We start from the raw sequence: 22,506 nt of genomic DNA, 5'->3' as shown, positions 1-22,506 counted from the left end.
TAGGTTCGCCTTGTGACGCCCGGCGGGACGCCGGGCCGCGGCGGCATAGGCTCGATCCGTGGTGCGATTCATCGAGATGGCGGCGGATGCCCCGGCCGCCCATGACCTGCTGACCGAGTACTTCGCGGCCCGCGCCGAAGTGTTCCCGGGCGGTGCGTATCGACCGACGTATCCGGATGCTTCGGCGTTCGTCGCGCCGGATGGAGTGTTCCTCGTGGTCCAGAACGGGGACGCCGAGGCGGGCGCACGCACGGAGGTGGGGTGCGGAGGAATCCGGCGCATCCCCGATGGTCCGGCCGGGGTGCGATACGAAGTGAAGCACCTCTACCTCGACCCGTCTACGCGCGGCCGAGGGTGGGGACGCCTGCTCCTCGACGAGCTCGAGCGTCGGGCACAGGCCTGGGGCGCGGCCGAGCTCGTGCTCGACACTCACCACACCCTCGAAGCTGCCGGCGGCCTCTACGCGTCGGCGGGCTTCACTCCGATCGAGCCCTACAACGACAACCCGAACGCGACTGTGTGGTTAGGCAAGGTCCTCAACGCCTGACGCCCGCGCAGTGACGGCTCCCACAGGAATGTCCGTCGGTGTCTGGGACTCAGGCATCGGGATCGTAGGCATCGGGATCGTAGGCATCAAAATCCCCGACGACCCGGAACGCGGGTCCGACCTCGTCTTGTAAAGCGATCACGAGAGACTTCCCCTCAGCGATCCCTCTACGCCCGACCTCAGGATTCGCCCAGCTGATCTCGAGCACCGGGTCCAAGACGTGCTGCCAGGTTTTCTTCCACTCTCGGAACCGACGCCGAAGCTTCGATGAGATCTGGGCACCAGGGCCGATCACCTCGCGGCGACCCCACCCCGGGCGCACGAGGATGGTCTCCATTCCATCGCGGTTTTCCAGCGGCACCACGGAGCGAACCTATACGACGGCGTAGCCACACGATTGAGGCACGCTGCGGTCGAGTCGGGCGGCCGGAAGCAACGACGCCCGAACGCGTCACGCGAGCCCGCTGTTCACAATTCAGTCTCTGCAAGTTCTAGCGCCGCGCGAATCCGCGGCGACCCGCCCTTGCAGCACATGCGGGGACTGAATTGTGAACGCGTGCGCCAGGGATACACCCCAGCCGCGGCTGGTCCCGCCGAGCTCAGACCGGGTGGGTCTCGGGCAAGCCCGTGCGGAGTTCGAACGGCAGGTGCGCGAGGTCGTTGTGTGTTAGGAGCGTCCACGGGCGCCCCTGCTTCTGCGCAATCACCGTCAGACCGCAGTGGGCCTGATTGAGCGTCATCCAGCGCCACTCGGGCGCACCGAGAACCTCGCGCACGAACCAGCTGATCACGAAGTTGTGCGTGATGACGAGCTCGTGAACCTCGCCCGTGCGACGCACGAGAAACTCGCTCACGGCGTCCGCCATCTGCGCGTGACCGGCCTCGATCTCGGCGTCGGTGACCGATCCGAAAAACGGCTCGTAGACCGCGGGAGTCTCGGGCGTCATACCCGTCGGAACGCAGTCGAAAAGCAGCGACGAGGCCTGCGGGGTGACGGCGGGCATCCGCTCGGCGACCATGCGGGCCGTCTCCGTCGCCCGCAACAGGGGCGAGTGCCAGACGGCGCTGAGCGGAATCCCCGACAGACGATCGGCGATCAGGGAGGCCTGGCGCTGACCCCGCGGAGAGAGCGGACCGTCGACGAGCCCGTGCTCGGCATCCTGGTGCTCGCCGTGGCGAACGAGGTAGATGAAGTGCGTCATCCTCGCTCACTTTCGTCTCGACGTGCCCCGATGCCACGCCGTTTCCAGCCTAGGTCACGAATGCGCCGTGTCACGAAACGATCTCGGCGTGGTCCGACCGCGACTCCGAGCGAGCGTCACTGGGCGGCGCGGGAGAGCTCGCCCAGGTGCGCACGGCTCAGCTGCACGCCCACGCCCTGCGTCAGTTCTTCGACGTGCTCGGGCGCGTAGGCGTTGACGATCGGTGCCACCACGTTGCGCTGCGCGAGGAGCCAGGCGACGGCGACCGCGGCGTCCGGCACCGAGAGTTCGAGGGCGATCGCGTCCAGCGCCTTGAGTACCTTCTGGCCGCGCCGATTGAGATATGCCGCAACCTGCATACCCCGCGCCGACAGGCCGACGCGGTCCCGGCTGCGGTGCCGCCCCGACAAGAACCCGTGAGCGAGAGGATGCGAGGGTGTGACCGCGATTCCCTGCGCCCCGGCGACGAGGCGCAGATCGCCTTCGAACGCGGCACGGTGCACGACGTTGTAGTGCGCGTCGAGCACCGTGAAGCGCGGGTAGCCGGCTGAGGCGAGTATCCGTGCCTCGACGAGGCGCTCGGGCGTGAAGGCTGCGGCGCCGAGGTGGCGCACCTTGCCCGAACCGATCAGCCACTCGGCCGTGGCCAGGGTCTCTTCCAGGGGAACCGATGTATCGGCACCGTCGAGATAGAGAACATCGATGTGGTCGGTGCCCAGTCGTACGAGGGATGCCTCGACGGCACGCACGAGGTTCACCGGGCCAAGACCCGGGTTGTCGGGGTGCGCCCCGACTCGTACGGCGACGGTCATGTCGTCGCGGGTCTGACGGGAGGCCAACCATTGACCGATGATGTGCTCGCTGCGGCCCGCGGAGAACGCGTCCGCCGTGTGCAGGGCGTTGCCGCCGAGCTCGACATAGCGGTCGATGATGCGGTGGCTAGTCGACAGATCGATGTTCCAGCCGAACTCCGCACCACCCAGCATGAGCGGGAAGATCTCGAGGCCGGTCTCGCCGAGAGCGACGCGCATGCCGTGTCCGATGCTCGGACCGAGGATGGGGATGGGCGACGAGGGGTGTGGCGGCGGCGATGCTTGCCCGGCCGACAGGTCGGTGCCCGTGCCGAAGGAACTCATGCTCCCACCCCCTCGCGCGCTAGATGCCACGAGTCGCGACTTTTTTCTTGCCTTCTGTCGCGCCCCCCGACGCTTTCTTCGAGAGTAAAGCAGCCCACCGACCGTCGTGCGCGTTCCGATGACGAACCAATGAACTAGCCATAACGCTTTGGTCACGACGAACAGCGAAGCCCCCGAACCCGCCGAGGGCGCAGGGGCTTCGTCTATCCGAAGAGGATCAGGCTCAGACAGCAACCTCGGGCGCGCCTTCGGCGGCACCCTGGTCGGCGGACTCTTCCACGACCGGCTCGAGCGACAGCTTGCCGCGGTCATCGATCTTCGTGATCTTCACGAGGATCTTCTGACCGACACTCAGCACGTCTTCGACGTTCTCGACACGCTTGCCACCGGCGAGCTTGCGGACCTCGCTGACGTGGAGAAGACCGTCCTTGCCGGGCAGGAGCGAGATGAACGCACCGAACGTCGCGAGCTTGACGACGGTTCCGAGGAACTGCTCGCCGACCTCGGGGTTGGTAGGGTTGGCGATCGCGTTGACCTGCGCGCGAGCGGCCTCGGCCGAGGGACCGTCGACGGCACCGATGTACACGGTGCCGTCTTCCTCGATCGAGATCTGAGCGCCGGTGGTGTCCTGGATCGAGTTGATCGTCTTGCCCTTGGGCCCGATGAGCTCGCCGATCTTGTCGACCGGAATCTGCACGCTGATGACACGAGGCGCGGTGGCCGCCATCTCATCAGGTGCGTCGATCGTGGCGTTGATCAGGTCGAGGATGGCGAGACGCGCATCCTTCGCTTGCTGCAGCGCCGCGGTCAGAACCGAGGTCGGGATGCCGTCGAGCTTGGTGTCGAGCTGGATCGCCGTGACGAATTCGCTCGTACCGGCGACCTTGAAGTCCATGTCACCGAGGGCGTCTTCGGCGCCGAGGATGTCGGTCAGGGCGGCGTAGCGCGTCTGTCCGTCGACCTCGTCCGAGACCAGACCCATGGCGATACCGGCGACGGGTGCGCGCAGCGGCACACCGGCGTTCAGCAGGGCCAGGGTCGAGGCGCAGACCGAGCCCATCGACGTCGAGCCGTTGGACGACAGCGCCTCAGAGACCTGACGGATGGCGTACGGGAACTCTTCACGCGAGGGCAGCACGGGCACGAGGGCGCGCTCGGCCAGGAAGCCGTGCCCGATCTCGCGACGCTTCGGGCTTCCCACACGGCCGGTCTCACCGGTCGAGTACGGCGGGAAGTTGTAGTGGTGCATGTAGCGCTTGTGCGTGATCGGCGACAGCGAGTCGATCTGCTGCTCCATCTTGAGCATGTTCAGCGTGGTGACACCCAGGATCTGGGTCTCGCCGCGCTGGAAGATCGCCGAGCCGTGCACGCGGGGAATCACGTCGACCTGTGCGTCGAGCGCACGGATATCGGCAAGTCCACGTCCATCGATGCGCACGCCGTCGGCGAGGATGCGTCCACGGACGATCTTCTTCGTGACGGACTTGTACGCGGCCGAGAACTCGAGAGTCGCGACGGCCTGCAGCTCGCCGGACTCGACGGCCGCGAGCAGTTCGCCCTTGACCCGGTCCTTGAGCTCGTCGTCGGCGGCCTGACGCTCGACCTTGTCGGCGATCTGGTAGATGCCGACAAGCGGGTCGTATGCGCGGTGCGCGACGAAATCGTAGGTCTCGCGGCTGTACGGCAGGAAGACCGGGTAGTTCGCGATTTCTTTCGCCGCTGTGTTGGCCAGCGTCTGCTGGGCAGCGACGAGCTCGCGCAGGAACGGCTTGGCGGCCTCGAGGCCCTCGGCAACGACGGCCTCGTTCGGCTTGACGGCGCCGCTCTTGATGAGGTTCCAGCTGCCTTCCGTGGCTTCGGCCTCGACCATCATGATCGCGACGTCGCCATCGGCGAGGACGCGTCCGGCGACGATGAGGTCGAAGACGGCCTCTTCGAGCTGGGTGACGGTCGGGAACGCGACCCACTGGTCGGCGTGCTCGCCGTGGCCCGGGATGAGCGCGAGGCGAACGCCGGCGATCGGTCCGGAGAAGGGCAGGCCCGAGATCTGGGTCGACGCCGAGGCGGCGTTGATCGCGAGGGCGTCGTAGAACTCACCCGGAGCAATGGAGAGGACCGTGATGACGATCTGGACCTCGTTGCGCAGACCCTCAACGAATGAGGGGCGCAGCGGCCGGTCGATCAGACGGCAGACGAGGATGGCCTCGGTCGAGGGGCGACCCTCGCGGCGGAAGAACGAGCCGGGGATCTTTCCGGCGGCGTACGAGCGCTCTTCGACATCCACCGTCAGCGGGAAGAAGTCGAAGCCCTCGCGGGGGTGCTTTCCGGCGCTGGTGGCCGAGAGAAGCATGGTCTCGTTGTCGAGGTAAGCGGCAACGGCGCCCTGAGCCTGCTGCGCGAGGCGGCCGGTCTCGAAGCGAATGGTGCGGGTGCCGAAGCGGCCGTTATCGAGAACGGCCTCGGCGGATGTGATTTCAGGACCTTCCAAGAGGTCTCTCCTTCTTTGTTTCGACTCGCACGCCCGTATGGCGCACGAGTGTGTGCGAAGAAGCAGGAACAGGCAGATATGGGCGCGCGGCGCGCAATACGCGATCTAGCCTGCGCTGGCCACCAGTAGAAATCCACCCGGCGCATTCGCGACGAGGAGACCACCACAGGGGACCAGCTTTCTGCCGGCCTGCTCCAGGTGCACCGCGGTTCGCGATGCGTATGAAATTGTTTGATGACACGACGAATGCCACACCATCGTCACCCACCCTATCAGCGGGGCCTTCGGAATCGCCCGTGCGGCGCGGACCCAACCGGACGCGAGGGCACTCCCCCGCCGCCGCAGGCCCGCGTAGGCTGGCGAACATGAGTACCGACGACAAGGCGCCCACCGCGGCAGCCGACGATGTCAAGCGCAAATTCAAAGAGGCGCTCGAAAAGAAGAACGCCAAGCATCGCGAGGGCGAGGCTCACCTGAACGGTGATTCCGCCGTTCACGCGACGCAGGGCCCCGCCTCGGTCAAGCGCGAGTTCCGACGCAAGAGCGGCTGAGAAGGAGCATCCGATGGTCTTCGAGCCCACTTTCGAGGAGATTGACGAGGACGCGGCTGCCCGCGACGCGGCGCTCTCGAATTCCGTAGACCCCGAAACGGTGATTCACGCGACGCACGCGATCGACCCGGAGGCGCCCGCCGATACCGAGACTGTCACGGACGACGAGAACCTCGATGATGACCTGGACGCCGGCCTCGAGGGCGAGGCGGACGCCGCGCTCTCGACCGAGGTCGGCGCCGATAACCTGCCCCCGTACGGCGAGGAGTGACGATGTCCGATCGACGAGAACCCAACACCGGCGAAGAGCGCGACGCGGTCACCATGGGCGATGCCCCGGGCGATGCGGGCGACGAGCTCACGGCCCTGCAGACCGCCGAGCTGCGCCGCCAGCTCGAGCTGGAACTCGAGCAGTACGAGCAGGGCATCGAGGGCTGAGGCTCCCGTTCGGGTGAGCCCGGCCACGACGCCTCGACCGCGTCGACTCAGCTGAGCGCGTTGTCGATGACGTCGGCCAGTTCGGCAGGCTTCGACAGGAACGGCGAGTGGCTGGTGTCCATCCGCACCGCGGTCGACCCCGAACGAGCGGCAAGGGCCTCTTGCGCGGGTAGCGGGAAGATCACGTCCTGCTCCGTAATGACGTAGGTCGTGGGCTTTTCACGCCAGGCGACCGTGGTGACTTCGTCGCTGAACGCGGCGCTGCTCTGCGCCTTCAACCGACCCACGGCTTCGGCAGCGGTGTCCTCGTCGACATCGCCGAAGAACAGACCGGCCGCGGGCTCAGCCACGGTGCCCGCGGTCGCCAGCGGACTCTCGACGACCCACCACGAGGGTGCGACTCCGCCGACGGAACCGAGCAGCGACTCACCCTCGTCGAGCACGAATGCGGCAACGTAGACGATGTGGACGACGGAATCGGATGTCGCACCCTGCGTCGTCGGCACGCCACCGTACGAGTGGGCAACGACCGCTACAGGACCACCGATCTCGTCGATCGCGGCCGCGATCGCATCCGCATCATCCGTCATGTTGAGACCGCGGGGGTCGTCGGCGTGCACCGTCGGCAAATCGAGGGCGCGGACATCCCACCCCCGTGACGCAAGCTCGGTCTGAAGGGGCTCCCAGGCCCCTGCGCCGTGCCAGGCGCCGTGGACGAGCAGAAGTGTGGGTCGATCGGTCATCGTGGCGCTCCGTCATCTTCGTCGGGATCGCGCATTCGGGATCGTGCAGTCGGGATCGCGCAGTCGGGATCGCGCGGTTCTCAGGCGGGCACTGTTCGGGCAGCGCCCGCTTGAGCCTCACACGTACACGGATGAAGATAGGTTCATGCGGCCACGCCCGCACTGGCACGGAACGAAAGTCGATGGCGATGAGCGCAATGTCTGTGCAGGACGATCCCGTACCTGTCCTCGCCGCGACGACGAGGGATCAGCGCGAGTCCGATCGGTTCGAGAGCTTCCGCGAAGCGCTCTGCGATGTGTACCTCGGCATCCGACCTGAGCGTCCGTCTTCCGGCACGTTCGACGCCGATGTGCTCGCCTACGACTGGGAAGGGACGATTCTGTCGCGCATGCGCGCCCCGGGCCACGAGGCGCGGCGCGATGCGGCCTCACTCGCCCGGGTGCCCGACGATGCGCTGTTCGTCAACGTGTCGGTCAGGACGATCCAGAACGATTTCCGGGCCTCGGGGGAGACCTTCCGCGACTGGTTGCTCGGGGCGCGGCTCGATGCCGCGCGCGAGCGGCTGCGCTCCCCCGCCTGGCACGGGCTATCGATCGAAGCCATCGCTGCGGCATCCGGTTTTCGCGACACGGCGCACTTCCATCACGCTTTCCGCGACCGGTTCGACGCGACGCCCGGGTCGCTCCGACCCTGACCGATGGCACGCAGAGACCCCCCGACCTACCCGGTCGAGGGGCCTCTCGCCACTATTCGCTCAGCGAGCAGCGCGTTCGCGGCGGGTTTCGATGCGCTCATCTTCAGCGACGGCGGCCGCTTCGAGCCCCTCGATGCCCACGGCATCCGAGGCATTCGACATGCCGTCGTGGTCGGTTCCCGTCAGGGTACTCTCGTCGAACGGAAGATCACCGGCGAGAACGCGCCGCGCTCGTGCCGCGTCGAACTCCTTGACCCACGTTCCGATCAGCACGGTAGCCACGGCGTTGCCCGTGAAGTTCGTGACGGCGCGGCCCTCGGACATGAACCGGTCGATGCCGACGATCACACCGACACCGTCGACCAGGTCGGGACGGTAGGCCTGCAGCCCACCCGCGAGGGTTGCCAACCCGGCACCCGTAACGCCCGCGGCGCCCTTCGAGGCGATGACCATGAACAACAGCAGCCCGATCTGTTCGGGAATCGACATCGGCATTCCCATCCCGGCGGCGATGAAGAGCGACGCCATCGTGAGGTAGATGGCCGTGCCGTCGAGGTTGAAGGAGTACCCCGTCGGCACCGTGATGCCCACGACGGGCTTCGAGACGCCCAGGTGTTCCATCTTCGCGATCAGGCGCGGGAGTGCGGACTCGGACGACGACGTGCCGACGATCAGCAGGTACTCGCGGGCGAGGTACTTCATCAGGCTGAACAGGTTGACCCGCGCCACAACATAGAGCAGCGTGCCGAGGATCCCGATGACGAAGATGGCGCACGTGATGTAGAACGCGATCATCAGCACGCCGAGACTCAGGATGGCTGCGAACCCGGTCTTGCCGACGACGGCCGCGATCGCACCGAATGCGCCGAGCGGTGCGAGCCACAGGATCATGCCGAGGATGCGGAAGACGAGCGCCTGCAGGTTCTTGACCGCGAACATGATGGGCTCGCCCTTCTTGCCCATCTTCTGCAGCGCGAAGCCGACCAGTAGGGCGATGAACAGTACCTGAAGCACGCTCTCACCCGTGAAAGCCGAGAAGAACGTGGTGGGAATGATGCCGAGGATGAACTCCTCGGTCGTCTTCGCCTCGCTCGTGTCGGCGTCGTACGTGGAGTTCGTCATGTTCAGGCCCTCACCCGGGTGGATGATGTTGCCGACAACGAGGCCGATCGCCAGAGCGAAGGTCGTCATGATCATGAAATACAGAAGCGCCATCCCGCCGATCTTGCCGACGGTCGCTGCTTTGGCAATCGACCCGACGCCCACGACGATCGTGCAGAAGATGATTGGCGCGATCATCATCTTGATGAGCGACACGAACCCCTTGCCGATCGGCTCGAGCGCAATGCCGACCTCGGGCCAGATCAGTCCGATGCTCGCCCCCAGCACGACGGCGATGATGACCGAGACGTAGAGCCACGTGTGCTTGTCCCACGACCTCTTGCCCCTGCGCCAGTTGAAATTGGGGAGAGTGAATGATCCCGTCTTGGGGATGCCCTGAGCCATCTTTGCCTCCTGGTGAACCGTCGTTGGTTGCGATCGCCTATTGGGTATTGCTCGGCGATCTCCTGCGAGTACTGTGCGCGCGCCACGGCCGACAAACGGGTTGCGGTCGTATTGGTCTCGCGCAGGATGCACCACGATTCGCGGACGGCGCGGCAGGATGGGACTGCATATGCCAGAGATGTGACGGAGATGTCACGTCGACGTCGATGAGGAGGTGACGTGGTGGCCCGCACGCCCCGAAGCGAGCGCCGCACGCCGAGCGCCGCATCCCGCGTCTTCTTCGTCTTTCTCGGTGCCGTGGTCGCGGTCGCGGCGGTAATCGGTATCGCCCTCGTGGTCGTCGCGCTCGCGGACGAGCGGCGCGAGGCCGAGACGCTCACCCTTGCCGTGGCACGTTCGCTCGCGAGCGATCCAGCTGTTGCGCAGGCGGTCGCGGCGGGCGGGACGGATGCGACGGATGCGCTGCAACCCCTCGCCGTCGAGGTCACGGCCGAAACCCCCATCGACTTCGTCACGATCATGACGCCGGAGGGCATCCGGCTGACGCACCCGGATCCTGCGCAGATCGGCCTGCCCTACATCGGTACGATCGCGGACGCCGCCGCGGGCGAGGTCGTGCTCGAGGAGTTCACCGGCACTCTCGGACCGTCGGTGCGTGCCGTCGTGCCCGTGATGGTGGACGGGCGGGTCGTCGGGCTCGTCGCGGCCGGCGTGACCGTGCAGAGCGTTGCGGGCGAGCTGTGGGGACGCATCCCGGCGATTCTGGGGCTCACCGCCACGCTCGTCGTGATCGGCGCCGTCGCCGCGTGGCTCGCGCGTCGGCTGACCCGGCGCGTGGCGGGCGACCTGCCGGCGAGCGCTGTGCGGGACGCCGTGTCGTCCTACGAATCAGTGAGGACCCTCGGCGAGGCGCTGCGCGCACAGGCGCACGAGCACGGCAATCGAATGCATACGGCGGTCGCGCTCATCGAACTCGGCCGGGGCGCCGAGGCTATCGAGCTGCTGACGGAGCGCACGCGCGAGAGTCAGGAACTCGTTGACCGGATGTCGCCTCTCCGAGAAGGAGAGCCGGCGGTCGAGGCACTGCTGCTCGGCAAGGCTTCGCAGGCGTCCGAACTCGGTGTCGGCTGGAGCGTCGACATCGAGCCCGATGCACCGCGATCAGAGCTGGGTGCGGTGGACGCCGTCTCAGTGGTGGGCAACCTGATCGACAACGCGATCGACGCGGCTGCGGCCGGAGGCGAGCCGCGGTGGGTTCGCGTGCGGATCGATCGGTCCGGCACGGCGGTCGCGGTGAGCGTGAGCGATAGCGGGTCCCCGATTCCTGCCGAGGTGCGTGCTCGCATGTTTGAGCGCGGGTTCAGCACGAAGCGCGCGGGACCGTCGGGCCGCGGCGTGGGCCTCGCGCTCGTTCGCGACATCGTGGCAGCCAACGGGGGCGAGATCACCGTGAGTGACTCCCCCACCACCTTTCGGGTCGTCCTGCCGGGAAGGCTGTCATGACCGGCGACGCGAGGGCGACGGCGGATGATGAGGCGGTCGGCGTGCTGATCGTCGACGACGAACGACTGACCCGCGAACTGCACCGCGCGTACATCGACAAGCTCGACGGGTTCGCGGTAGTCGCCGAGTGCGCGGGCGCCCGCGCCGCCGTTGCCGCAGTGTTCGAGGCATCCGTCGGCGCACGTATCGACCTGGTGCTGCTCGACATGACCATGCCGGACGGTCACGGTCTTGATCTCGCGCGCCTCATCCGCGCCCGGGGTGCGCCTATCGACATCATCGCGATCACCGGAGTCCGCGACGCCGAGGTCGTTCGCACGGCCCTGGCGCTCGGTGTCGCCCAGTACCTGATCAAACCCTTCACGTTCGGGATGTTCCGCGAACGCCTGGAGCAGTACGCCGCGTTTAGGCGGCGGTCGCGCGAGGCATCCGGCCAGGCGACCCAGGCCGAGGTGGACGCGCTGCTCGGGGCACTCCACCCGACCGCGGCCGCGACGCCACCGAAGGGGCTTTCAGCCGACACGCTCGATCGCGTAACCGCGGCCCTCCGCGGGAGCGGCCCCCTGTCTGCTGCCGAAGCCGGCGCGGCACTGGGTCTCTCGCGGGTTGCCGCGCGGCGGTACCTCGAGCACCTCGCCGACGTGGGGCGTGCCGATCGCAGTTCGCGCTGGGGCACTCCGGGACGCCCCGAGACCGAGTACGCCTGGCGCGGGTGAGGATGTCTCAGCTCGTGCGCGTCCTGCGGCGAGCGCGACCTGGCAGCACGACGTAGTCGGAATGCTTGGCCGAGAGACCGTCGCCGGCGGTCTTGCCGCGCAGCTCCCGCCACACCCACGGGAGGGCGTGCGCGGTCAGCCATAGTCGCTTCGGGCCCGAGGCATCCTCGTCTTCCGCCGCTTGGTCAGCGTGCAGCGCGGCCTCGAGGAGACCAAGCTGTTGAGCGTCGGGAACGCCGAGGACATCGGCCGCGCGGTAGGCGAGCAAACGGTGGCCCGCCGATCGCAGGTGCACGCCGTCTTCGGCCCAGAGATCGAGCTGGGACACGCTCGGCAGCGCTTCGACATCGAGCAGCAGCGCCCCGGTGTCGCGGGCGATGCGGCGCAGCTCCGAGTTGTATCGCGCGAACCGGCGGGCGAAGATGTGGGCCGCGCGACGGTGCGGCAGGAACGGCGTCGCGAGCAGCACATCCGCACCCGTCGCGCGCAGCGTCCGCACGATCTGTTCGACCTCGGCGGCGAGGCGCACGGGGTTCGCACCCTGCTTGACCAGGTCGTTCGCGCCGATCAGCACCGAGACGAGGTCGGGCCGCAGATCGAGCGCGGCCGGAAGCTGGCGGCCCACCACATCCCGCATGGGGCTGCTGCGGATCGCGAGGTTGGCGTAGCGGACGGATCCGCCTCGGGCACCCCCGGAGGCCGACACGGACGCGAGCATCAGCGCCAGGCGATCCGCCCACCCGCGGTACTGCCCGGATGGGGCGCGCGAGGCGTCGCAGAGCCCCTCGGTGATCGAGTCACCGAGGGCGACGTACCGCCGCCATCCGGGCGCCGCCGCCGTGGGGGCGGTCGGTGTCGGCGGGAGTTCGGGCCGCGTGATGCCCCGGGCGAGCAGGGCATCGTCGATCGGGCGCAGGATGCGGGCCTCGTCGTATCGGTCGACGAGCTCTCGGCAGAGTGCTTCCCACGTTCGGTGCCGAACCCCCTCGCGTGCGGCGATGCCGAACGAGCGGCGCTTGGCCTCGTCGCCCGTGAGGTCGGCGACCCGCGCCCGCAGGTCGCGCAGATCGCCCGGCTGGTACAGCCACCCGTCGATGCTGCTGCGGACGAGATCGACCGGGCCGCCGCGTCCGGTTGCGACGACCGGGATGCCGCTCGCGTGCGCCTCTTGAACGGTCTGGCAGAAGGTCTCACTCTCGCCCGGGTGGACGAAGATATCGAGGCTCGCGAGAGCCTCGGCGAGATCCAGGCCGTCGAGGAATCCCGTGAAGACGGCGGTCGGGAGCGCTGCCCGCAGGCGCGCGCGATCGGGTCCGTCGCCGATGATCACGAGCCGCACACCCGGCAGGTCGGTCAGGGTGCGCAGGTCTTCGACCTGCTTCTCGGCTGCCAACCGGCCCGCATAACCGACGAGGATCTCGCCCGGCGCGATCCGCTGCCGCCAGGCCTCACTGCGGCGCTCGGGGGCGAATCGTTCGGCGTCGACACCACGACCCCACGGCCGCAGACGGTCGATGCCGAGGGCCTCGAGCTGTGCGATCGCCGCCGACGAGGGAGCGAGCGTCAGGGTCGCACGGCGGTGCAGACGGGCAACGTGCCGCGCGACGAGCGGTGCGGCGCCGACGACACCGTATTTCTCGGCGTAGGCGATGACATCCGTCTGGTAGATCGCGACGGACGGCACCCGCAGCACATCCGCGGCAGCGACCCCTTGCGAGCCGAGCACGAACGGGGACGCCAGGTGGACGACATCCGGGGCGAAATCCCGCAGCAGCCTCGTGAGGTACGCCGTCCGCGCGAACACAACGCGCACGTCGGGGTACGACGGCAACGGCACCGAGCGGAGCAACTCCGTCCGTGCGTCCGTGAAGTCCGGCAGCATCTTTCGCGCGCCCGGTGCCGCTCCACCCGGGTGCGGGGCGATCACGAGAGTCTCGTGACCTTCGCGGCGGAGGTGACGCAGAACCTGCGCGACCGAACCGGTCACGCCGTTCATGTGGGGCAGGGCGGATTCCGCCAGCAGGGCGACTCTCACCTGTCCAGGGTGACGCGGGTGTGGGCGCCGGATGTGCCGAAACGGGGCTGAGCACCGAGAGTTCACCGACCGCACGCATCCGCGTCACCGGACGGATGCCGCAGGGTCGCGCACCGCAGCGGGGCCGGTCTTTGCCGTGTTCGCTCGCCGTTCATACGGCCTTGCTATCCACAGGGGGTGATGGACGATGTGCTCGCAGCGATCGCCGCGAGCCCCTGGGCGCTTCTGGCGATGTTCGCCCTGGTGGTCGGTGACGCATTCCTCGTCGTGATCCCCGGCGAGACTGCGGTGACGGCGCTCGCCGCGCTGAGTGTGGTCACCGGGGACCCGCCCCTCGTCACGATCATCGGCGTCGCCGCGGCGGGCGCGTTCCTCGGCGACACCATCTGCTTCGTGGTCGGGCGGCGCGTCGGTCTCGAACGGTGGGGATGGATGCGTCGGCCACGCATCGCCGCCGCGTTCACGTGGGCGCGGGCGCGTCTGGCGCGCAGCACGGCCGTGATCGTCTTCACGGCGCGATTCATCCCCTTCGCCCGCCTGGCCGTCAACCTGACTGCGGGGGCGAGTGGGGTGAGCGCCTCGCGGTACTTGCCGCTCGCGGCGCTCGCCGCGCTGGGATGGGCGGCCTACCAGGCGCTCGTCGGCACGGTCGTCGCCACGCTTCTGCCGAATGCGCCGGTGCTGGCGATCCTGGCCTCGATCGCGGTCGCGCTGCTGCTCGGCGTGGCTCTCGACGCCGTACTCGCCGCGCGCTGGCGGCGCGCACCTCGGGCCTGACGGGCGCGGCGAAGCATCCGAACCTCGGTCTTTGAGTGAGCGGCTTCCGCGAGTGCACGACGTCCGCACGAGTGCACGGGTTGTGCGCGGTATGTAAGCCGTGCACTCGCACACGAGCCGTGCACTCGGTGCCAAACGTCACCCACCGAGCGCGCCGGGTAGACGCGAGTGCGCCCCCTGTACACGGGGTACAGAGGGCGCACTCGACAACAAGCGGCGCACTCGCCGCGAGGCCGCCGTGATGAGCAGCGCATGCGCGGGGCTACTCCCCCGCGAGGCCTCCCAGCAGGTGGCCGAACGAGCGGCCCTCGCCGAGGTAGTTCGCGGGGTCGAACGGGTCGGCCGACTCCGCGGTGTCGCGGCGGGCGATGGTGTATGCCAGCTCGCGGGCCGCCTTGTCGATGCGGTCACCGAGTGAGGCGACGCCGTCGCCCTGCGCTCCCCAGTCGCTCGACGCGGCGAACACGCCTGTCGAGATGGCGTCCGCGTGCAGGTACGCGAACAGAGGACGGATGGCGTAGTCGATCGCGAGCGAGTGCCGCGGGGTGCCCGCATTCGCCCCGATCAGCACAGGCTTTCCGGTCAGCGCGTCCGGGTCGAGCACGTCGATGAACGACTTGAACAGGCCCGAGTAGCTGGTCGAGAAGATCGGTGTCACCGCGATCAGCGCGTCCGAAGAGACCACGGTGTTGATGGCCGCCTCGAGCGCGGGCGGGGCGAACCCCGTCAGCAGATTGTTGGTGATGTCGTGTGCATAATCGCGCAGCTCGATTGCGTCGACCGTGGCCTCGATTCCCCGCGCCGCGAGCTCGCGAACGGTCGCCGAAGCGAGGCGGTCACCGAGCAGGCGGGTCGTGGAGGGGTTCGAGAGCCCCGCCGTCACGACCGCGATCCGACGGGCGGTCATGTCAGGCTCCCCGGCGCGTCGCGGCGGTACCGAAAGAGGATCCGGCAACGACCGGCTCGGACTTCTGCGCGGCGAGCTTCCCACCCGCCACCGGCAGGCCACCCGCTGCGGCGAGCGCGACGCGAGCGGCATGGGTCGGCGCATCCGGGACCTCGGCGGGACGGTTCTTCGCGAGCTCCTTCCGCAGCACGGGCACGACCTCGCCGCCCAGGATGTCGAGCTGCTCGAGCACGGTCTTCACGGGCAGTCCCGCGTGATCGATGAGGAACAGCTGGCGCTGATAGTCGCCGAACAGATCGCGCATCCCCGCGTAACGGTCGATGACCTGCTGAGGCGAGCCGACCGTCAGCGGGGTCATCTCCGAGAAGTCCTCGAGGCTCGGGCCGTGGCCGTACACCGGCGCGTTGTCGAAGTACGGACGGAACTCCCGCACCGCGTCCTGCGAGTTCGCGCGCATGAACACCTGACCGCCGAGGCCGACGATCGCCTGCGCCGCGGTGCCGTGACCGTAGTGCTCGAAGCGCTGGCGGTAGAGGCCGATCAGGCGCTGGTAGTGCTCCGCCGGCCAGAAGATGTTGTTGGCGAAGAATCCGTCGCCGTAGTAGGCCGCCTGCTCGGCGATCTCGGGCGTGCGGATCGATCCGTGCCAGACGAACGGGGGCACGTCATCGAGCGGGCGCGGCGTCGAGGTGAAGCCCTGCAAGGGCGTGCGGAAGCGTCCCTCCCAGTCGACGACGTCCTCGCGCCACAGCTGGTGCAGCAGGGCGTAGTTCTCGATCGCGAGGGGAACGCCCTGACGGATGTCCTGACCGAACCAGGGATAGACGGGCCCGGTGTTGCCGCGCCCGAGGGTCAGGTCAACACGACCGCCCGCGAGGTGCTGGAGCATCGCGTAGTCTTCCGCGATCTTCACCGGGTCGTTCGTCGTGATGAGCGTCGTCGCAGTCGAGAGCAGCAGGCGCTCGGTCTGCGCGGCGATATAGCCGAGGGTCGTCGTGGGCGACGACGACCAGAACGGCGGGTTGTGGTGCTCGCCGAGGGCGAAGACGTCGAGTCCTACCTCTTCGGCGTGCTTGGCGATCGCAATCGTGTTGCGGATCTTCTCCGCCTCGCTCGGCGTCTTACCGGTGGTCGGGTCTTCGGTGATGTCGCTCACCGTGAAGATGCCGAACTGCACGGCCTGTCCGGCGGCGGGTGCTGTGGTGATGTCGTCCACGATCTTTCTCCCTCTGCGTTCGGGATCTCGGTCTGGGATCTCGCTCACGCATTTATTCAAGTGAATGTATCTCGTGTAACGCGCGTACGCCCAGGTTATTCCCGCGGTGTCGCGAGCGCGGCGGCACGGATGTCCGGGGCCCGCGTCAGCGCGCGGAGTCGAAAATCGCGAGCATGTCGCGGGTGAGCTGGTGCGGCGTCGTCTCGCAAGGGCTGTGGCCGGTCGGATAGAGGCGCAACTCCGCCCCGATCGCGCGCGCATAGTCGGCGTACTCGACGCTCGGCCAGAGGTCGTGATCCCCCACTGCCACCAGCTTCGGGATGGGCTGCGCAGCGACATCCGCCGAGACATCCGGCGTCGTCATCATGAGTCCGACGATGTCGTTCACGCTGTCGCGCCGCGTCAGGGCGAACCGCTCGCGCACGAAAGCGATACGTCGCGGCGGCACACGGTTGAGGTTGTTCCGAATTCCCCACATCAGCAGTGCCGCGCCCGTCCGCGGGGACGCCCCGGCGCTCCAGCGACCGATGCGCTTGACGCCGCGGAACACCTGTCCCGAACCGGGCGGGGTCGACAACAGCGTCAGGCTCGCAAACAGGTCGGGACGCTCGACGAGCACCTGCTGGGCAACGAGACCCGCGAAACTGTACCCCAGGACGTTCACGGGACCCGCGCCATCCTCGAGCGCAGCGATCATGTCGTCTGCGAAGAGTCGATAGTCGTACCGGCTGCGGGGTGGGTGCAGATTCGCCGGACCCGCCTGCCACGACTCGTATTGGCCAGCGAGGTCGAGCGACTCGACCCGGTAGCCCGCGGCCGCGAACAGAGGGAACATCAGAACGAAGTCCTCTTTCGACCCCGTCACACCCGGGAGCAGAAGCACCCGGGTGCCATCGTCGGGCCCGAGCCGCACCCGGGCGAGCGAACCGCTCGGTGCCTCTAGAACGTCGCGAACCGTACCGTCCGGGAAGACACGCCAATCGAGGTCGGGGATCGCGCGGTCCCGGCCGGGTGCGTCGTCGATCACGGTCATAAACACCTCACTTCGACGCGAAGAATACCGGGATGCAACCCCCTCCGTGTGTGCGCCCCGCCAGGGTAGTGTGGGCTCGCCCATGAGCGACGCGAGCGAACGCCCCTCCGGCGCCGACGGTGGCGCCAGCACCGGCGCGACCGCCAGGCCCCGCACATCGGGCGCGTCGAAACGCGTCCCCTTCTGGGACAACGCGCGTTTCGCCTGCATCGTGCTCGTCGTCCTCGGCCACTCCGTGCAGCGACTCACCTACGATTCCGATATCGCGCTCGCACTGTACCTCGTCGTCTACGCGTTCCACATGCCGGCGTTCGCGATCATCTCGGGATATTTCTCGAAGGCCGGCACCCCGTCTCATCGGCAGATGGCTCGCGTCATCACCGACATCCTGCTCCCCTACGTGATCTTCGAGGGGCTTTGGACGCTGACGAAGTGGATCGTGGAGGGCGACGGCTCGCCCGACCTCAGTCAGCCCTCGTGGACACTCTGGTTCTTGCTCGCGCTCGGCATCTTCCGTCTCGTACTGCCGTATCTGGCCCTGCTGCGCTGGCCGCTGCTGTGGACCGTGCTCATCTCGATCGGCGCCGGGTACCTGCCGAACATCGACTCGACCTTCTCGCTGTCCCGCACGCTCGGCCTGCTGCCGTTCTTCACCCTCGGCTGGTGGCTGCGCGAGCACGACATCGTCGACCGGCTGCGACTGTTGCGTTCGCGATCGCCGCTCGTCGTGGTCGCGGCGGTCGGGGCCCTGGCCGTGGCCGCCTTCGTGGCGTGGTTCTTCGTCGATGCCTGGGAGCAGATGAACCTGCGGACCTGGCTGTTCTATGACGACGCGTACGCCGATCTCGGCGGAACCCAGTGGTGGGCCGGCGGCGTACGGCTGGCGCTCATGATCGTGGCGCTCATCTTGAGCATGGCGTTCCTCGTGCTGGTACCGCGCCGGAACACCTGGTGGACACACTTCGGCCAATACACGATGTACGTCTACCTGCTGCACTCGTTCGTGCTCTACCCCTTCCGCGAGTCAGGGGTTTTGCGCAACCTCGAACCGACGTGGCTGTGGCTGCCCATCGTCATCGTCGCCTCGGTGGTGATCGCCCTCGGTCTCGCGACCAAGCCGGTGCGGTGTATCTTCCGCCCCCTTGTCGAGCCGCGGGCCGGGTGGTTGTTCGCGGATCCCCGACTCGCGGGACGCGAGGGACGGCGGTCCGACCCCACCGGCTCCCGACGGCCCCCGACAGACTCGAAACCACCGCGCTAGCGAGAACTCAAGCGAACAGGCCAGCACCGACGAAGGATGCCTGGTCCGCTCCGGGCGGGATGGCCCAGATACCCGACCGAACGTGGCGGACGTACTCGTTCATCGCGTCGGTCGACAGTGCCCGCTGGATCGTGACGTACTGCTCGGGCGAGCGCTGGTACGACAGAAAGAACAGGCCGGCGTCAAGACGCCCGAGATCGTTGTTGCCGTCGACGAAGTTGTATCCGCGACGCAGGATCCGGACGCCGTCGTTGAGCTGCGGATGCGCCAGCCGCACGTGGCTCGCGACGTCGATAGCGGCCCGGCCCGAAGCATCCTTCGCCCCGAAGTCGGGTTCGGTGAACTCGCCGCCGCCCGAGAGCGGCGCCCCTTCGCCCTTGGAACGCCCGATGATGCGCTGCTGCTCCGAGAGGCGCACGCGGTCCCACGACTCGATGATCATCGCGATCTTCCGTGCCACCAAGTAGGAGCCACCCGTCATCCAGACCGGTTCGTCCGATGCCGAGACCCAGACGTGCTCGTCCAGTCCGGTCGTGTCGTCGGCGAGGATGTTGGCCGTGCCGTCCTTGAAGCCGAAGAGGTTCCGTGGCGTCGCCTGCGAAGTCGTGGTCATCGAGGTGCGGCCGAAACCGAGCTGTGACCAGCGGATACGGGCACGCCCGAAGGCGATGCGGCTGAGGTTGCGGATCGCGTGGACGGCCACCTGCGGGTCGTCTGCGCACGCTTGAATGCAGAGGTCCCCGTCGCTGAGCGCCGGGTCGAGGTCGTCGCCGAGGAATGCCGGCAGCCGTTCGAGTCCCGCCGGCCGCCGCGAGGCGATGCCGTAGCGGTCGCCGGCGGCGTTCTGGAACAGACTCGGACCCACCCCGATGGTGATGGTGAGCGAGCTCGCGGGGAGCCCCAGCGCCTCGCCCGTGTCATCCGGCGGCGCCTCGAGCGAACCGCCGACCGAACCCGACGCACTGACATCGAGACCCTGCGTCATCCGCGCGGCCGCGTACGACCAGTCCTGCAGGAGACTCATCAGGTCGTCGCGGTTGGTGCGCGCCATCATGTCGAAGGCGGCGAAGTGCAGGTGGTCTTGAACGGGCGTGACGATTCCGGCCTGATGCGGGCCGAAGAAGGCGTGCACACCGTCCGAGCTGCCCCCGGTCGCGGCCGAGCTCGAGATCGCCATGCCCCCAGCGACACCGCCCGCGCCGCCGACCGCGAGGCCCGCCGCGCCGGCGCCGAGCAGACCGAGCAGGCCGCGCCGCGACAGGCCGGGAGGGGGCTCTTCAGCGGAAGGCGATGCCGGGGTACCCACCGTGGGTGCCCCGGCATCCGTCCCGCCCGTGGGCGGAATTGTTTGGCTCACATCACTCCAGAACCGTCACGGTGAGCTGCGACAGCGGCTCGGCGAGGGCGTTGATCAGGTCAGTGAACTCACGCTTGTCGTCGTCGGTCAGCTCACGGTAGTTGACGAATCCGTCGGCGAGCGATCCGTGCTTCGCGAGGGATGCCTCGAGGTCGGCGTAGCCCTCATCGATCTGGTCGACGAGCGCGGCGCCGTCGTCGCCCTTCGACTCCGCGAAGTCGCGTGCGAGCGAGAACGCCATCTTGGAGCCCTCGACGTTGGCGGCGAAGTCCCAGAGGTCCGTTCCCGACCACCAGTCTTCCTCGCCCGAGATCTTGCCGGTAGCAACCTCGTCGAGCAGGGCGATCGCGCCGTTTGAAAGACCCGCCACGCCCTGGGCATCGAGCGCCGCTTGGAAGTCGTCCGAGTGCACGTACGTGTCGAGTTCTTGGATGTCGGCGACCAGTTCGTCACCGAAAGCGGCGCGCTCCTCGGTGGTCGACGGGTTCCAGTCCTGCCAGGCCGAGGTCTCGCCATCCGCGTTCAGCGCGTCGAGCGCGGGAACCCAGAGGTCTTTCTCGATGCGGTGGAAGCCTGTCCAGTCGAGCCCCTCGGCAACGGCGTCGACCTCGCGATAGTCGATGCGCGGGTCGAGATCGCCAAGCGCCTCGGCGACGGGTTCGATGCGCTCGTAATAGGCACGCACCTGCGGGAACAGGGCGCGGGCGGTGTCGTCATCTCCGGTCGCGTAGGCCGTCGCGAATTCTTCGACGGCGGGCACGAGCTGCTCGACCTGGTCCTTCACGAACGCGGCGTACAGGTCGACGGCCTGCTGCTTCTGCTCGGCGTCAGGGCCATCGATCGCGACACTCTCACCCGAAACCGAGAATCCGGTTCGGCCGACACCCTCACCGATCATGCCCGGCTTGCAGAGCGTGAAGTACTCGCCCGGCTGCGCAACGACGGTGAGCGTGCGGGATGCTCCGGGCGCGATGTTCTCGACCTCGCCGACAATGCGGAGTCCGTCGTCGGCCAGCAGGTAGAACTCGGTGATCTGGTCGCCGGCATTCGTCACGTCGAACGCGAGCGTGCCGCTCGACGCGGTGGCTGCCGAGACATCACATCCGGCGTCGGTCGACGACACCGTGATGGCGTCGGCGGCGGCGACATCGGCCTTGGCGACGCATCCGGCGAGCGCGAGGGCGCCGATCGCCGCAATCGCCGTTGTGGTGAGGGTTCTCGCGATGATGCGGGAGGCGGTCATGGGGCTCCTTGGTTTACGGGGACGGATGACGGAGAAGAAGATGGAGCGGATGCCTCGGCCGATGCATCCGAAGTGGGTGCCACGGTTTCGTGGGGTCCGGGCGCCGCGGGCCGATGAGCGCGCAGGTTTCGGACGAAGACGAACGTGACGACCCCGACGTAGGCGACCCACGCGAAAATCTGCAGCCACGACATCTGCGGGGTGAAGCCGACGGTGGCCTGCAGGATCGCGGCGAGGGGTCCCCCCGGAGCGATGTCGCCACTTACGTCGAACGCCCAGCCGAAGGGGATGCCCGCCCACCCGGTCGCGACGGCGGCCGTGGCGGGGTCGAGAGGTGCGAGCGCCGTGAAGGGGCCGGGCAGGACGCCCGCCTCTTGCAGGTCTTGGATGCCGTAGGCGAGCACGCCCGCGGCGACGATGATCAAGAACGCGCCCGTCCAGGTGAAGAATCGGCGCAGGTCGAGCCGCAGCATCCCGCGGGCGAGCAGCCAGCCGAGCACAACGGCTGCCAGCAGGCCCAGGAGGGCACCGAGGAGCGCCTCGGGCGCATTGCCGAAGGACTGCACCATCGACCACAGCAGCAGCGTCGTCTCGACACCCTCGCGCGCGACCGAGACGAAGCCGATGACGACGAGGCCCCACAGCGAGGCCGACGCGAGCGCGCGGTCGACTCCGGCGTGCAGAGTGTTCTTGAGCGTTCGACCGGCCCGTTGCATCCAGAAGATCATCCAGGTGACCATGGCTACGGCCGTCAGTGAGAGCAGTCCGCCGATCAGTTCCTGGGCTGCGGTCGTGAGCGCGTAGGCGCCGAAGGTGAAGATCGCACCGAGCGAGAGTGACAGCGCGACGGCCAGACCGACGCCGATCCACAACCGGGGCAGCACAGCGCGACGCCCGAGGCGAGAGAGGTAGGCCACGAGAATGCCGACCACAAGGGCGGCTTCCAGACCTTCACGCAGGCCGATCAGAAATGTTGCGAACACGGTGCTATCGCGCGGCTTTCGGGATATTCGAGGGGATCCAGGGTGCTTTCGGGGCATCCGGTTGTGAGGTTAGGCAACCCTCACTCAGGGGACATTACTCCCGCGGGACGTGCAGCTCAAATCCGGTCACGGGCGTCCGCTCGCGCGACCCCAAGGCGGGCACTGGCGC

General features: G+C 67.9%; 22 protein-coding genes. 9 read left to right on the top strand and 13 right to left on the bottom strand.

What is annotated here, in order from left to right:
• Positions 1 to 58 precede the first annotated feature (58 nt).
• Complete coding sequence (locus tag ACT9TC_RS15140) at positions 59 to 547, top strand: GNAT family N-acetyltransferase (protein WP_458041276.1); 489 nt, start codon at positions 59 to 61, stop codon at positions 545 to 547.
• 49 nt (positions 548 to 596) lie between these two features.
• Here the strand turns inward: ACT9TC_RS15140 and ACT9TC_RS15135 are convergent, their stop codons facing one another.
• The 4 genes from ACT9TC_RS15135 to ACT9TC_RS15120 form a co-directional block, all read right to left on the bottom strand.
• Complete coding sequence (locus ACT9TC_RS15135; RefSeq protein WP_458041275.1) at positions 597 to 911, bottom strand: hypothetical protein; 315 nt, start codon at positions 909 to 911, stop codon at positions 597 to 599.
• A 235-nt stretch (positions 912 to 1,146) separates the two neighbouring features.
• Positions 1,147 to 1,749 (bottom strand): histidine phosphatase family protein, encoded by a 603-nt coding sequence (locus ACT9TC_RS15130; protein WP_458041274.1) that lies wholly within the window; start codon positions 1,747 to 1,749, stop codon positions 1,147 to 1,149.
• Between the two features lie 116 nt (positions 1,750 to 1,865).
• Entirely contained in the window at positions 1,866 to 2,885 is a 1,020-nt protein-coding gene (locus ACT9TC_RS15125) for an aldo/keto reductase (protein WP_458041273.1), read from the bottom strand.
• Positions 2,886 to 3,108: 223 nt separating this feature from the next.
• On the bottom strand, positions 3,109 to 5,373 hold the full coding sequence (locus ACT9TC_RS15120; RefSeq protein ID WP_458041272.1) for a polyribonucleotide nucleotidyltransferase: 2,265 nt from the start codon (positions 5,371 to 5,373) through the stop codon (positions 3,109 to 3,111).
• Between the two features lie 365 nt (positions 5,374 to 5,738).
• Here ACT9TC_RS15120 and ACT9TC_RS15115 point away from each other — a divergent pair, with 365 nt between their 5' ends.
• Genes ACT9TC_RS15115 through ACT9TC_RS15105 form a run of 3 tightly spaced genes read left to right on the top strand, consistent with a single transcriptional unit; the run spans position 5,739 to position 6,362 of the window.
• Entirely contained in the window at positions 5,739 to 5,924 is a 186-nt protein-coding gene (locus tag ACT9TC_RS15115) for a DUF5302 domain-containing protein (RefSeq protein ID WP_396642084.1), read from the top strand.
• Positions 5,925 to 5,937: 13 nt separating this feature from the next.
• Complete coding sequence (locus ACT9TC_RS15110) at positions 5,938 to 6,195, top strand: hypothetical protein (RefSeq protein ID WP_458041271.1); 258 nt, start codon at positions 5,938 to 5,940, stop codon at positions 6,193 to 6,195.
• Between the two features lie 2 nt (positions 6,196 to 6,197).
• Complete coding sequence (locus tag ACT9TC_RS15105; RefSeq protein ID WP_458041270.1) at positions 6,198 to 6,362, top strand: hypothetical protein; 165 nt, start codon at positions 6,198 to 6,200, stop codon at positions 6,360 to 6,362.
• Positions 6,363 to 6,409: 47 nt separating this feature from the next.
• Here ACT9TC_RS15105 and ACT9TC_RS15100 read toward each other — a convergent pair whose 3' ends face one another.
• Complete coding sequence (locus tag ACT9TC_RS15100; RefSeq protein ID WP_458041269.1) at positions 6,410 to 7,105, bottom strand: alpha/beta hydrolase; 696 nt, start codon at positions 7,103 to 7,105, stop codon at positions 6,410 to 6,412.
• A gap of 188 nt (positions 7,106 to 7,293) precedes the next feature.
• Between ACT9TC_RS15100 and ACT9TC_RS15095 the strand changes: the two genes are divergently transcribed.
• Positions 7,294 to 7,800: a helix-turn-helix domain-containing protein gene (locus ACT9TC_RS15095; protein WP_458041268.1), complete on the top strand. Its 507-nt coding sequence runs from the start codon at positions 7,294 to 7,296 to the stop codon at positions 7,798 to 7,800.
• Positions 7,801 to 7,860: 60 nt separating this feature from the next.
• Here ACT9TC_RS15095 and ACT9TC_RS15090 read toward each other — a convergent pair whose 3' ends face one another.
• The gene (locus tag ACT9TC_RS15090; protein ID WP_458042952.1) at positions 7,861 to 9,294 is read right to left on the bottom strand and encodes a cation:dicarboxylate symporter family transporter; all 1,434 of its coding nucleotides are present in this window, start codon (positions 9,292 to 9,294) and stop codon (positions 7,861 to 7,863) included.
• A 234-nt stretch (positions 9,295 to 9,528) separates the two neighbouring features.
• On the opposite strand from ACT9TC_RS15090, the gene ACT9TC_RS15085 reads away from it, so the two are divergent.
• Together ACT9TC_RS15085 and ACT9TC_RS15080 are read left to right on the top strand one after the other, a co-directional pair.
• Positions 9,529 to 10,809 carry an ATP-binding protein gene (locus ACT9TC_RS15085; protein WP_458041267.1) on the top strand — a complete coding sequence of 427 codons (1,281 nt, stop codon included), beginning with the start codon at positions 9,529 to 9,531 and terminating at the stop codon, positions 10,807 to 10,809.
• Positions 10,806 to 11,525 (top strand): response regulator, encoded by a 720-nt coding sequence (locus tag ACT9TC_RS15080; RefSeq protein ID WP_458041266.1) that lies wholly within the window; start codon positions 10,806 to 10,808, stop codon positions 11,523 to 11,525. Before ACT9TC_RS15085 ends, ACT9TC_RS15080 begins: the two co-directional genes overlap by 4 nt.
• A gap of 7 nt (positions 11,526 to 11,532) precedes the next feature.
• Here ACT9TC_RS15080 and ACT9TC_RS15075 read toward each other — a convergent pair whose 3' ends face one another.
• Positions 11,533 to 13,560, bottom strand: a complete 2,028-nt coding sequence (locus ACT9TC_RS15075) for a GDSL-type esterase/lipase family protein (RefSeq protein WP_458041265.1) — start codon at positions 13,558 to 13,560, stop codon at positions 11,533 to 11,535.
• Positions 13,561 to 13,740: 180 nt separating this feature from the next.
• On the opposite strand from ACT9TC_RS15075, the gene ACT9TC_RS15070 reads away from it, so the two are divergent.
• Positions 13,741 to 14,337 (top strand): DedA family protein, encoded by a 597-nt coding sequence (locus tag ACT9TC_RS15070; RefSeq protein ID WP_458041264.1) that lies wholly within the window; start codon positions 13,741 to 13,743, stop codon positions 14,335 to 14,337.
• A 262-nt stretch (positions 14,338 to 14,599) separates the two neighbouring features.
• Here ACT9TC_RS15070 and ACT9TC_RS15065 read toward each other — a convergent pair whose 3' ends face one another.
• The 3 genes from ACT9TC_RS15065 to ACT9TC_RS15055 all read right to left on the bottom strand — a co-directional run bounded on the left by ACT9TC_RS15065 (position 14,600) and on the right by ACT9TC_RS15055 (position 17,493).
• Positions 14,600 to 15,244 (bottom strand): FMN reductase, encoded by a 645-nt coding sequence (locus tag ACT9TC_RS15065; RefSeq protein WP_458041263.1) that lies wholly within the window; start codon positions 15,242 to 15,244, stop codon positions 14,600 to 14,602.
• A gap of 1 nt (position 15,245) precedes the next feature.
• Positions 15,246 to 16,421, bottom strand: coding sequence for an LLM class flavin-dependent oxidoreductase (locus ACT9TC_RS15060; RefSeq protein WP_458042951.1), 1,176 nt, complete (start codon positions 16,419 to 16,421; stop codon positions 15,246 to 15,248).
• 184 nt (positions 16,422 to 16,605) lie between these two features.
• The gene (locus ACT9TC_RS15055; protein WP_458041262.1) at positions 16,606 to 17,493 is read right to left on the bottom strand and encodes an alpha/beta fold hydrolase; all 888 of its coding nucleotides are present in this window, start codon (positions 17,491 to 17,493) and stop codon (positions 16,606 to 16,608) included.
• Positions 17,494 to 17,575: 82 nt separating this feature from the next.
• Between ACT9TC_RS15055 and ACT9TC_RS15050 the strand changes: the two genes are divergently transcribed.
• Positions 17,576 to 18,754, top strand: coding sequence for an acyltransferase family protein (locus ACT9TC_RS15050; RefSeq protein WP_458041261.1), 1,179 nt, complete (start codon positions 17,576 to 17,578; stop codon positions 18,752 to 18,754).
• Positions 18,755 to 18,761: 7 nt separating this feature from the next.
• Here ACT9TC_RS15050 and efeB read toward each other — a convergent pair whose 3' ends face one another.
• The 3 genes from efeB to efeU are packed head-to-tail and all read right to left on the bottom strand — an operon-like array spanning position 18,762 to position 22,337.
• Positions 18,762 to 20,060 carry an iron uptake transporter deferrochelatase/peroxidase subunit gene (gene efeB, locus ACT9TC_RS15045; RefSeq protein WP_458042950.1) on the bottom strand — a complete coding sequence of 433 codons (1,299 nt, stop codon included), beginning with the start codon at positions 20,058 to 20,060 and terminating at the stop codon, positions 18,762 to 18,764.
• A gap of 52 nt (positions 20,061 to 20,112) precedes the next feature.
• Positions 20,113 to 21,354, bottom strand: coding sequence for an iron uptake system protein EfeO (efeO, locus tag ACT9TC_RS15040; protein WP_458041260.1), 1,242 nt, complete (start codon positions 21,352 to 21,354; stop codon positions 20,113 to 20,115).
• Positions 21,351 to 22,337, bottom strand: a complete 987-nt coding sequence (gene efeU, locus ACT9TC_RS15035; protein WP_458041259.1) for an iron uptake transporter permease EfeU — start codon at positions 22,335 to 22,337, stop codon at positions 21,351 to 21,353. Before efeU ends, efeO begins: the two co-directional genes overlap by 4 nt.
• Positions 22,338 to 22,506: the final 169 nt, after the last annotated feature.

The sequence above is a fragment of the Microbacterium sp. HM-570 genome, assembly GCF_054165885.1.
Note: the sequence above shows the minus strand (reverse complement) of the source record. Positions and strands in the feature narration are given on the sequence as shown.